This window comes from Flavobacterium sp. GNP008 (assembly GCF_056428965.1).
Map to the genome: position 1 here is coordinate 115,479 of NZ_JBWJVL010000003.1, position 12,313 is coordinate 127,791.

11 protein-coding genes are annotated in these 12,313 nt (G+C 35.2%); 8 read left to right on the forward strand and 3 right to left on the reverse strand.

Translation table 11 applies throughout. The annotated features are described in order from the left end of the window. Positions 1 to 41 precede the first annotated feature (41 nt). Positions 42 to 506 carry a DUF4890 domain-containing protein gene (locus tag AC0608_RS09955; RefSeq protein ID WP_478288962.1) on the reverse strand — a complete coding sequence of 155 codons (465 nt, stop codon included), beginning with the start codon at positions 504 to 506 and terminating at the stop codon, positions 42 to 44. 232 nt (positions 507 to 738) lie between these two features. Here AC0608_RS09955 and AC0608_RS09960 point away from each other — a divergent pair, with 232 nt between their 5' ends. From AC0608_RS09960 to AC0608_RS09985, 6 genes are all read left to right on the forward strand, one after another. Beyond that, on the forward strand, positions 739 to 2,553 hold the full coding sequence (locus tag AC0608_RS09960; protein WP_478288963.1) for a hypothetical protein: 1,815 nt from the start codon (positions 739 to 741) through the stop codon (positions 2,551 to 2,553). Positions 2,554 to 2,649: 96 nt separating this feature from the next. After that, positions 2,650 to 3,024: a hypothetical protein gene (locus AC0608_RS09965; protein ID WP_417958461.1), complete on the forward strand. Its 375-nt coding sequence runs from the start codon at positions 2,650 to 2,652 to the stop codon at positions 3,022 to 3,024. Positions 3,025 to 3,157: 133 nt separating this feature from the next. Then, positions 3,158 to 3,940: an MbnP family protein gene (locus tag AC0608_RS09970; protein WP_478288964.1), complete on the forward strand. Its 783-nt coding sequence runs from the start codon at positions 3,158 to 3,160 to the stop codon at positions 3,938 to 3,940. 60 nt (positions 3,941 to 4,000) lie between these two features. Then, positions 4,001 to 5,038, forward strand: coding sequence for a cytochrome-c peroxidase (locus AC0608_RS09975; protein ID WP_478288965.1), 1,038 nt, complete (start codon positions 4,001 to 4,003; stop codon positions 5,036 to 5,038). Between the two features lie 159 nt (positions 5,039 to 5,197). Next, positions 5,198 to 6,157 carry a transporter family protein gene (locus tag AC0608_RS09980; protein WP_478288966.1) on the forward strand — a complete coding sequence of 320 codons (960 nt, stop codon included), beginning with the start codon at positions 5,198 to 5,200 and terminating at the stop codon, positions 6,155 to 6,157. Positions 6,158 to 6,362: 205 nt separating this feature from the next. After that, positions 6,363 to 7,889, forward strand: a complete 1,527-nt coding sequence (locus AC0608_RS09985) for a DUF4394 domain-containing protein (RefSeq protein WP_478288967.1) — start codon at positions 6,363 to 6,365, stop codon at positions 7,887 to 7,889. A 160-nt stretch (positions 7,890 to 8,049) separates the two neighbouring features. Here AC0608_RS09985 and lysS read toward each other — a convergent pair whose 3' ends face one another. Next, positions 8,050 to 9,759, reverse strand: a complete 1,710-nt coding sequence (gene lysS, locus AC0608_RS09990) for a lysine--tRNA ligase (protein WP_478288968.1) — start codon at positions 9,757 to 9,759, stop codon at positions 8,050 to 8,052. 206 nt (positions 9,760 to 9,965) lie between these two features. Here lysS and AC0608_RS09995 point away from each other — a divergent pair, with 206 nt between their 5' ends. Together AC0608_RS09995 and lipB are read left to right on the forward strand one after the other, a co-directional pair. Continuing rightward, complete coding sequence (locus tag AC0608_RS09995) at positions 9,966 to 10,697, forward strand: hypothetical protein (RefSeq protein WP_478288969.1); 732 nt, start codon at positions 9,966 to 9,968, stop codon at positions 10,695 to 10,697. 107 nt (positions 10,698 to 10,804) lie between these two features. Then, positions 10,805 to 11,506 (forward strand): lipoyl(octanoyl) transferase LipB, encoded by a 702-nt coding sequence (gene lipB, locus AC0608_RS10000; RefSeq protein WP_478288970.1) that lies wholly within the window; start codon positions 10,805 to 10,807, stop codon positions 11,504 to 11,506. Between the two features lie 34 nt (positions 11,507 to 11,540). Here lipB and rnhB read toward each other — a convergent pair whose 3' ends face one another. Continuing rightward, entirely contained in the window at positions 11,541 to 12,200 is a 660-nt protein-coding gene (gene rnhB / locus AC0608_RS10005) for a ribonuclease HII (protein WP_478288971.1), read from the reverse strand. Positions 12,201 to 12,313: the final 113 nt, after the last annotated feature.

Sequence of the window (12,313 nt, forward strand, 5' to 3'; positions counted from 1 at the left end):
GCTTTTTTATGAAATAAGATGAAATAGTTTAAGGGAACAGATTATTTTTCATCACCCATTTTTGCTAGTTTTCCGTCTTTATTGTGCATCATTCTCTTTTTCATTCCGTGGTGTCTTTTATCTTTCAGGTCATCCCATTTTTTATATTGGTCTGCTGAAAGAACCTTTTTCATTCGTTCTTTCATCGCAATTTGCTCGTCTAACATTTGGCTTTTTTTAGCATAAAGTTCGTCAGTAGTAAGTTGTTTTTTAGCGGAATCTTTAGTTGCTTTTTTCTCTGTCATTTTAGCCTCTCTTTTGGTGCTTTGTTCAGCGATAATTTTACTTATTTCTTTTCGTTGAGAAGCATTCAAATCTAATTCTAAAGTCATCTTTTTCAAGTGCAACTGATTTCTTTGCTCTGGAGTCATTTGCTCCATTTTGGCTCTCTCTGGTCTTGCTTTTCTTTCCTGTGCAAAGCTTGTCATTCCGACAACTAATAATGCAACGATAAATAATTTTTTCATTTGTCTTGTTTTAAGTTTTATAGGTATAAGACAAGGATAGGTTTTAAAAGTTTAATCGTTAACAAAAGTTTATCGTTTTATTTTTAGGATTAAATAGGAAAATAAAATTGTTTTTTTGTAGAAAAAGGTATTAAAGAAGTCCTGTTTATAGATTTTAGAGCATGATAATTATCAGTTTTTATACGGTTTTGTTTCTCGACTTTTGTGGTTTATTTATTTAAATTATTATAGCATGACAAAAAGTAATCCACTTCATACTTTTCATATTCCGGTTATGGGACTCGCTTATACAATTGATAGTCCGATACGAGTGGCTCAGTATGGAATATCGTCTGTAATTTCTATTATGGATGATGATCTTATCGAAAAAATGAATGCTTTTTACAGCAAGAAATTTAATCTTCCTTATCAGGAAATTACCCTAAAAATGCATGATTATCGCGCAAAACGCATTACTTCTTATTTGAATTTGGTAGATAAAATCGTCAAGGAAAAATTTGAAAAATTCAAAGTGGAGTTATCCGAAAGTAAATCAGCCTTGGAGAATTTCATCGCCATGCTACCCAACAAATCCGAGATTAAAACAGGTTTACAAAATTTGATGGGCGATGGTTTTGCTTTCAAAGAAAATATCAAAAATTATCTGGAGAAAAATCTTTATCCTGGCAATATAGATGTTAATATTATGACTAAACTCGATAAGGATAATTTCATCAAAGAGGAACAATTGCCAATTATTTTTAATGATGCACATGCAGCCCTTCGTGGGTTTGTCAATAGTACATTAGAATCATCTGTTGTTTTATCGGCGGGGATGAATCCAAGATTATACAGTTATTTCGAAAGTTTTACAGATTTTTTCCCTGATTCGAGCAACATGCTAAAAAAGAAAATCACGTTGAAAGTAAGTGATTTCCGTTCAGCGATGATTCAAGGAAATTTTTTAGCTAAAAAAGGACTTTGGGTCTCTGAATATCGAATCGAATCTGGACTTAATTGCGGCGGACACGCTTTTGCTACTGAAGGCTATTTGTTAGGACCAATTCTAGAAGAATTCAAAGAGAAAAAAGACCAATTAATTCAATCTGCCCATGGCTTGATGGTAAAAGCGTTAGGACAAAAAGAAAGGCATGTTCAGGAACAACCTTTAGATTTAAAAATCGCAGTTCAAGGTGGTGTAGGGACTGCTGAAGAACATGATTTTCTATTGGAAACTTATAAAGTTGATTCCGTGGGTTGGGGTTCACCGTTTTTATTGGTTCCCGAGGCCACTTCGGTAGATAAACATACCAGAGCATTATTGGCTGGAGCCAAAGAAGATGATTTGTATTTAAGTCATATTTCACCGTTGGGAATTCCTTTCAATACGTTGCGAGGAACCACGAATGAAAAATTAAAATTTAAACGAATTGTGGAAAGCAAAGCAGGCAGTTCATGTCCAAAACGATTTTTGGCGTTAAGTAAAGAATACGATATGAAAGGAATTTGTACCTCTTCTAAGAAATACCAAGACTTGAAACTGGAAGAATTATTACAACAAAAAGATATTTTAACTGCAGGGGTTTTCGAAAAAAAGAAAAACAGCATTACGGAGAAAGCTTGTCTTTGTGTGGGTTTAGCCAATGCCTCGTATCTTGAAAATGACATTAAAATAAGAGGGCAGGCTCAAGGTGTAATCATTTGTCCAGGACCCAATATGGCTTATTTTGACCAAGAAGTTTCACTGTCTAGAATGGTACAGCATATTTATGGAAATGCTTCTGTACTGACGGTGAACAATCGACCAAATTTATTTGTGAAAGAGTTAAAGATGTATTTGGATTATCTGAAAAACGAAATTACCGCCGTTACTGAAGAAATAACTTTAGGACAAATTAAAAAATGGAATTTATTTAAAAATAATTTACTACAAGGAATTGCTTATTATGAAGATTTATTTTCATCAACTCCTTTTTTCGAAAGTACTAAAAAAGATATTTTTAGTCAATTTAATTCCTATAAATTAGAATTGTATGAGATTAAAATACCCGAATTAAAATTAGCATAAAGTCTCCAGATATTTGTTTTTAAATAGAATAATTTTCACCAGATTATTCTATTTAAAAACATTTTTTTATACGCTATGATGTTGTAAATTTGCGCCGTGAAAAAAATCATATTCATAATTGTATTAATGATGCTCTTAAAACCCATTCTGCCGGTTTTAGAGTATGTCGTGAATTATGAATACATTTCAAAAGTGCTTTGTATCAATAGGGACAAACCTAAAATGCAATGTAACGGGAAATGTCATTTGATGAAAGAATTGGCCAAAGTTTCTAATGCTGAAAAGCCTCTTTCTTCGGATAAAAAAGGAACTTCTCCAATACTTGACGTACTCATTTTTGAGGAAATTAAATCTTTTGTAATTGTACCCGTTTGTTTTGGTACCAAAGAAAAAATAAACCCATGCTATTCTAATTTATACTTTCACTTGAATAGTGCTTCAATTTTTCGCCCACCCACTTTCATTTCTTAAATTTTTAGGCACGTAGTGTGCTTTTTTCTTCCGTTTTATACAACGGATGAAATTCTGTTTGCTGTTTTTTGGAAATAAATAGTCCAAAAATGGTATGTAAATCAATACCTATATTTAAAATAAAACCTAAGAAATGAAATTTCAATTAAAAAATATACTGGTTGTAGTAGTTATTGCTGCAATATTGTTTTCTTGTTCAAATGCCGATGATTCTGAAATGAGTACCGGAAACGGAAACCTCATCTTTAAATTTGACAATATTTACAAATCTGCTAATTTTGCTATGAATACAAATTATACAAACGCTAATGGTGAAGTCATTGCAGCATCAAAAGCGATGTATATTGTAAGTAATATTGTCTTGACAAAAGCGGATGGAACGACGTTTGTCTACCCAAAAAGTCAGAGTTATTTTATTATAGATGAACTGACTCCTGCAACTTTGGCGTTGACTCTTTCTAATATTCCTGCTGGAAATTACACTAAAGTAAAATACGGAATTGGAGTTGATAAAACACAGTGGGAAGCAGGAGCAACCGGCCAAGGCGATTTCTTGGCAGTAGCCCAAAGTGCTGGAATGATGTGGTCTTGGAGTGCTGGTTATAAATTCGTGGCTTTCGAAGGTTCTTTTACTTCATCTACAGTGCGAACGGCTACGCAATTTAAAGTACATACCGGACAAACCGGGACGGATTATAACTACACAGAAGTTACTTTAGATTTTCCTGAAAATGCTTTGGTGAGAACTACAATTACGCCTCAAGTTCACATTATGGCTGATTTATCTCAGCTTATTGATGGAGCCAATAAAATCAATTTTTCAGAAGCAGCAACCGTGATGGGTGGCGCTAAAGTAGCGTTAGTTACCGCTAATATTTCCTCGATGTTTACAATAGATCACGTTCATAACGACTAAATTTCAATGTGAAAGCGGTTTGAAATTAAATCTCTCACCGCTTTTTTTTTAAAATATAAAATGAACGCAAAATATATCATATTGCTTATTTTTCCGTTACTGTGGTCTTGTTCAACTGATTCCGAAGAGTATCTGAATATTCCTTTGGACTTTCAAGTCCCGGTTAATTTTCCGCCTTTGGCCTATAATTTAGCAAATAATCCACCTACCGAAAAAGGATTTGAACTCGGAAAAAAGCTTTTTTATGATGGTCGATTGGCTTCAGATGGGATTGTTTCCTGTGGATTTTGTCATATTCAGGAAGATGCTTTTACGCATCACGGACATATTTTGAGCCACGGTGTAGATGACGCCATAGGAACCCGAAACACGCCACCCATCCAGAACCTGGCCTATCAAACCACTTTTATGTATGATGGAGCAACGACACATTTAGACCTGCAACCCATTATTCCGTTTACGAGTCCCATTGAAATGAATGGCGATTTTTCTAAAGCCATTGCTATGCTGAAAAGTGATCCAGAGTACCAAAAGCTATTCAAAGTGGCTTTTTCTGATAGTCAAATCAATTCCGAGAACATGCTCAAAGCCTTGGGGCAATTTATGGTTATGATCACGTCCTCTAATTCCCGTTTTGATAAGTATCGCCGCAATGAATCGGGCGGAACGCTCACGCAGGAGGAACAACAGGGATATGCACTTTTTAATCAAAAATGTGCTTCATGTCACGCCACAGATTTGTTTACCGATAATTCTTTTAGAAATAATGGCTTGCAAGTCAATCCTACTATCGATGATATTGGTCGTTTTCGCGTCACCGAGTTACCTCAGGACAAGTACACGTTTAAAGTGCCAAGTCTTAGAAACATAGAAAAAACAGCTCCTTACATGCATGACGGACGACTATTTACATTGGAAGCTGTTTTAGAACATTATAATTCCGGAGTAGTAAATTTAGCTACTTTAGACCCAATTTTAAATAAAAATGGATCGCTTGGAATTCCTTTGACAACAACCGAAAAATCAAAAATAATTGCTTTTCTTAAAACATTAACTGACATGCAATACCTAACGGACAAACGCTTTTCCGAATATTAATTTCAGAAGCTATTTCCTGCTGTACACTACAAGTCCTCACTAAAAAAGCCGTTTTTCTAAGTCCTGAAAAAGCTTCCCTTGGTCGCTTTTTCAGGACAAGAAAAACAAGCTTTTTGCGCTCCGGGCTTTCCGTTTCCATCAGGGCTAAAAACAACAAATATGAAAAAATACGCACTATTATTGCTACTACTTTTTCAATTGGCAAACGCCACCGAAAAAGATAGTTTAAACACTGTTTATCCATTTACAAAATACCATTTCTTTCTTGAAGAAGAGGATTTTTGTGATGCTTGCGGTTGCTCAGCCAGCGGCGGAAGCATGGGATTTGCCTCAATGTTAAACTCTAATTTCGTTGGGATTCGGTATTTCAATCAACAATACAAGTCCAGGGATGGCTTGTACAGCAATTCGCCTTGGTACAAAGAAAATTTCAATACCGTTCAGGTTTGGGGCCGAATTCCGGTTAGCAAAACGGTTCAGCTTTCGGTATTACTACCGTATCATTTTCATGAAAGAGAGACCGCAACAGGCAATAAAAACATCAATGGATTTGGCGACATCACCGTTTTGGCGATGTATCGTTTGTATCAAACGCTTAAAGACAGCACCTTCTTGGTGCATACGTTGCAATTGGGAGGTGGAATAAAAGTGCCAACCGGAAAGTTCAATGAAGCGAATTCCGGAAGTATAAATCCAAGTTTTCAGGTAGGAACAGGAAGTTGGGATTATCTTTTGGCAACAGAATACGTGGTTAAAAGAAGGCAATTTGGTTTGAACTCCATGCTGAATTATACAATAAAAACAGAAAATCAAAAAAATTACCGTTTTGGGAATCAGTTGAATTATGCAGGAACTTTTTTCTATTTATACGAGATAGATAGCTTTTCTATTGTTCCACAACTAGGTTTTGCAGGGGAAGTCTATGAAAGCAATTACCAGCACAATCAAAAATTAAGAAATACAAACGGTGATATCTTTTTTGGAAAAATTGGTTTCGAAGTCGGGAAGGAAAGACTTTCTTTTGGAGCTAATGCAATGTTGCCTATCAATCAAAACCTTACCGGTGGCAATGTAGAAGCAAATTATCGATGGAGTGTTAACTTTAATTATAGTTTGTAAAATAAAAAAGAGTTTAATGAAATTTTTTAATTAGCACTATTATGTTCTCAATAGGATCTGAATCTGTTTATTTCGTGCAAGTTGAAGCAGCTTTTTGTTCTTGTAATCAGTTCCAATTTAGATAGTTATTCAAAATTTTTTTCAAAATTTTAAAACCATAATAAAGTATACTTCGTATGTAATATTATAACTAAATAAATCAACGATGAAAAATAAACAACTTAATTTAGGATTCGCTACCATTTTTGGACTTGCACTGATATCTTTTACCGCAATTTCATGCAATGATGATGATAATAATGATGTGATGATGCCTGCTGTTATAGCACCGGATGTGAATTTTACGGCATTAGCAAGTAATAATACCATTCTTACATTCAATGCACGAAATTTAGTAACTCCAACTTCAACCACTCCAATTGTTGGTTTGGCTGCATCAGAGACTATTGTCAGTATTGATTATAGACCAGCAACTGGGCAATTGTATGCATTAGGCTCCTCTAGCCGTCTTTACTTTATCAATGAAAAAAGCGGAGTGGCAACGGCACTAGGTGCAGGATCTTTCTTGCCTGTACTTGCGGGAGGTAATGCCTCGTTAGATTTTAATCCTACAGTAGATAGAATTCGTATGGTAACAGATTCAGGTCAAAATTTAAGATTACATCCAGAATTAGGAACCGTTGTGGTAACTGATGGTGTTATTAATGGTGGTGCAAATGCTAAAATTGGTGCTATAGCATATACCAATAGTGTGGCGGGAGCTTCAGCAACTATGCTGTACGATATTGATTTTGAACAAGATAAATTATATATGCAAACGCCGCCTAACGACGGAACACTTCAACTTGTTGGTGACTTAGGAGTTAACTTTCAAGGTGTAGGGGACATGGATATTTTAGCGGATAATTCTACTGCTCTTGCTGTAACAAACAATGCTAATGCATCCACATTGTATACAATTGATTTAGCTACAGGAAAAGCCGTTGATGTTGGTAAATTCACTGCTCCAGTAATAAGTTTAGCATTTAAGACTAATCCAATTGCTTATGCAACAACTACTGGAAATATGTTGGTTCGTTTTAATCCTACAAGTGGGAATAATAATTCTGTAGGATTAACTGGTTTAGCTGCAAGCGAAAGTATTGTAGGTTTAGATTTTAGACCAGCAAATGGAGCATTGTATGCGATCTCAAATCAAAGCAGATTGTTTTCTGTGAATACTGCAAGTGGAGCATTAACAGTGGTTGGATCTACATTGATACCTGGATTGTCAGGTACTGCTTTTGGTTTTGATTTTAATCCAACGGTAGACCGAATAAGATTAGTAAGTAATACAGGTCAAAACCTACGTTTACACCCAGATTTGGGAACAGTAGTCGCAGTTGACGGTAATTTAAATCCTGGAACACCATTTATAACGGGTGCTGCTTATACAAATAATATTGCTGGAGCAACTACAACAGCTTTGTTTGTAATTGACTCACAAACGGATATGCTATTGCGTCAAGACCCACCAAATAATGGGACATTAGTTTCTATTGGAAGTTTAGGGGTAAATGTTGATGCAGATAGCGGATTTGATATTGGTGGAAATAGTGCTACGGCTTTTGCTTTATTGAAAGTAAACAATGTTACTTCTGTATACAGTATTAACATGGCAACGGGTGCTGCAACTAAGGTTTCTGATATAAATATTCAAGCTACAGCAATGGCTGTTGGATTAGGATTTTAATCTTAAGTTTTATTTGAATTAGTAAGCCGGCTCTTTTATAGCCGGCTTTTTTATGTGATTACATCGTATTTAGTATCGTTTGTAATTTTTTAGTTTATTCTATAAAAAAAGGAACTCCATAACGAAGTTCCTTTTTTTATAAATATATTTTTGAATAAGCTTACTCTTTCAATCGGCACGCTTTACTGTCACCATTCACAACAACTTCAGTCAAGCCTAAAGAAGATAAATTCTTCATGGCTTTGTCCCATTTTTTACCGCTCAATTCTGATTTAATTTTTAGTAGACCAAATTCCATTTGATTCTCATTTCCTTGTAATAAGGAGACAATGAATTTCTCATCGTCTTCTAATTCAATTTTAACTTGTTTTTTTTCTGGTCGCATTTGAGGGAACAATAATACTTCTTGAATAGAAGCATTGTTAGTTAAAAACATCATCAGACGATCCATTCCAATTCCTAATCCAGATGTTGGTGGCATACCGTATTCTAATGCTCTCAGGAAATCTTCATCGATAATTCCCGTGGCTTCATCATCTCCTTTTTCAGACAATCTCATTTGCTCTTCAAAGCGCTCTCTTTGATCAATTGGGTCATTCAATTCTGAATAGGCATTAGCCACTTCTTTACCGCATACCATTAATTCAAAACGTTCTGTCAGCTCTGGGTTATCACGGTGTTGTTTGCACAGTGGTGACATTTCTTTAGGATAATCCGTGATAAATGTAGGTTGAATGTAGTTTCCTTCGCATTTAGCACCAAAGATTTCGTCAATCAATTTTCCTTTGCCCATCGTGGTATCTACATCAATTCCCATACCTCTTGCAGCGTCAAATAACTCTGTTTCATTTTTCCCCGAAATATCAAAACCGGTAAAATGTTTGATCGAATCCGTCATTGTAACTCTTGCGTAGGGCGCTTTAAAGTTCACAGTGTGCTCTCCAAAGGTCGCTTCACTAGTTCCGTTTACTGCAATGGCGCAATGTTCCAATAAGTTTTCAGTAAATTTCATCATCCAATTGTAGTCTTTGTAGGCTACATATATTTCCATGGCAGTAAATTCAGGATTGTGCGTACGGTCCATTCCTTCGTTACGGAAGTTTTTCGAAAACTCATAAACTCCTTCAAAACCACCAACAATCAATCTTTTTAAGTACAACTCATTCGCAATACGCATGTACAATGGCATGTCAAGCGAGTTGTGATGTGTGATAAAAGGACGCGCTGCAGCACCACCGGGAATTGGTTGTAAAACAGGCGTTTCAACTTCAAGATAACCTTTGTCATTAAAGAAACTACGCATCGCATTGAACAGTTTTGTTCTTTTGATAAACGTTTCTTTTACGTGATCGTTCACGGTCAAATCCACGTACCGACGACGGTATCTTTGTTCCGGATCAGCAAAAGCATCGTGTGTTTTACCATCGGCATCCGTTTTTACTACCGGAAGCGGTTTCAAGGCTTTTGCCAAAACCGTCAATCCATAAACATGAACTGAGATTTCCCCAACTTGTGTTTTGAAAACCGTTCCGCGAACTCCAATAAAATCGCCAATATCCAATAGTTTTTTGAAAACTACGTTGTACATTGTTTTCTCCTCATCAGTCGAAATATCATCTCTGGAAACATAAATTTGAATACGTCCCTCAGCATCTTTTAATTCTGCAAATGACGCCTTCCCCATGATGCGCTTCCCCATCAAACGTCCTGCTAAAACAACTTCTTTTCCTTCGTACTTCTCGAAATCGGTTAGGATTTCGCTAGAATATGCGGTTGTGATAAATTCGGCTGCTGGATAAGGCTCAATGCCTAAATTGCGTAATTCGGTAAGTGCTTCTCTACGTAATATTTCTTGTTCGGATAATGCCATTTTATGCTGTTTTTAAGAGCGCAAAGATACTGTATAAGTAGCAAAGTAGCAAAGTGCTAACCGTTTTTTGGGGCTATTTCCAGCTTTCCGTTATAATCTTTTTATTTTTAAACATAAAATAAAAAGGATTTCCACTGTTATCTGGGCTAAGGATTGTAGTTATTAATTTACATTTGGTAAAAAATAACGATTCAAAATCATAAAAATTGAAAAATAAAATTTACGCTTTGTTGCTTTTAGGACTATTCGCTACAAGTTGTCAAATCACCGAAACCATCCATTTAAATCAAGACGGAACGGGAAAAATAGAAATCGAATCGCTTCGAGACGAACACAGTTACATGCAATTAGCGGGTGAAAATTATTCAAAAGAAGAAAAATTCGAAGATACAACATACGTTTTCAAGGATTTTATAACGAAATATTCGGAAACATTTTCAAAGCTTCCAGCATCCGAAAAGGCTGTTTTTCAAAAATATGCAACCGTTAACGTTCATATCAAGAAAAGTTCTTACGAGAAAGAATTCCGAACAACAATCAGTCAAAATTTTAATACAATACAGGAAGTGGCGGATTTATACAAAACCGAAGAATATGCGGATGATATAGAAAATAATTACGCACTGGTTGCCGAAGAGCATTATTATAGTGTGAGTTATGTTTTTGATGGAAATGTTTTTAAAAGGATAGTAAAAATTACTGATGCATCTGAGCTAAAAAAACAGCAGGATAAGATTGAAGGATACAAAACGCAAGGTTCTAAATTTAAAATCACGCAGCCTTATGTTTTAAAGTATTATTTTTCCAGAAAAATAAAGACGATATCCAATTCGAATGCAAAAATCAGTGAAGATAGAAAATCATTGGAATTACAGTTTCTAATAGCAGATTGTTTGGCAAACCCTGAGAGTACTAATCTCGAAGTTGTTTTAGAGTAACTTAACTGGAAGTTTTTCTTCTCAGTAACTTCTCTTAAAAACTTTGTACCTTTGCGATTCAAAAATAAGGGAACGAAATAGGATTGCCTCGTTCCTAGCAATTACATATGAATAAAACCATCCAACTTCAAGATTTAGGAACTAAAGATTACAAGGAAACTTGGGAATACCAAGAAGAATTGTTCAAAGGAATTATTGATTTGAAAATTCGAAATCGCAGAGAAGATCTTGACTTAGAAACTCCAAATTACTTTCTTTTTGTGGAACATCCTCACGTGTATACTTTGGGAAAAAGTGGGGACTTGAGTAATTTGCTTTTATCTGAAAAACAATTGGAAGCCAAGGGAGCTACTTTCTACAAAATCAATCGGGGTGGCGATATTACCTATCACGGACCGGGACAAATTGTGGGCTATCCAATTATTGACCTTGAAAATTTCTTTACTGATATTCATAAATACTTGCGTTTTCTGGAAGAAGCCATTATTCTAACGCTGCAAGAATATGGAATTGCTTGTGGTAGAAGTGAAGGCGAAACCGGAGTTTGGTTGGGTACGGGAACTCCATTTGCAAGAAAAATTTGTGCTATGGGCGTGCGTGCTTCCCGTTGGGTAACGATGCATGGATTTGCTTTAAACGTAAATTCGGATTTAGGTTATTTCGATAATATTATTCCGTGTGGTATTCGCGGTAAAGCGGTGACTTCATTAAATGTAGAACTTGGAGTAGAAAAAGTCAATGAAAAAGAAGTGAAAGAAAAAATTCTGAAACATTTTTCCCATTTGTTTGAATGCTCGATTATTAGATAATTGAGATTGTTGGGTTTTAAAGAGGTCTAAGAATCTAAATATCCAATTTTAACTGTTCCGGTAATAAACGAAACGTCATGCGGTGGTATTTTGTAACTCCATAAATCCGAATAGCTTCCCTATGTTCTTTAGTAGGATAGCCTTTATTCTGTTTCCAATTGTACATTGGAAATTCTTCATGAATGCGATTCATATATTCATCCCGATACGTTTTTGCTAATATTGAAGCGGCTGCAATACTCATGAATTTAGCATCTCCTTTTATAATACTGGTATTTGGAATCGAATTTAGAATTTCAATTTCAGCGTCGGTAAAAATCGTTCCGCTTTGATTTTTGATTCCTCCTTTAGGGATCAAAGGGCTGTTTCCGTCTATAATAATAGATTCAGGTCTTGGATCTAATTTTAAAATACTTTCCTGCATCGCTTTTATAGAGGCATTCAGAATATTTATTTCATCAATAATCAATGGCTCAAGATGGGTTACAGCAAATGATATGGCTTGTTGCTCAATAATAGGTCTTAATTTTTCTCTAACTTTTTCAGATAGTTTTTTACTATCATTTAATAATTCGTTTTGGAAATTTACAGGTAGTATCACAGCTGCCGCAGTAACGGGTCCAGCCAGACATCCGCGTCCTGCTTCATCTGTTCCTGTTTCTAAATTTGGTGTTAAAAAAAAAGGGCTTAACATTAAATTAATTTTGACAAAAATATAAATTTTTGGATAATTATTAATACATAATGAAGACTAAATGTAGCTAATAATGAAGTAATCTAATCTTTTGAGTAAAAAAAATAAAAAAT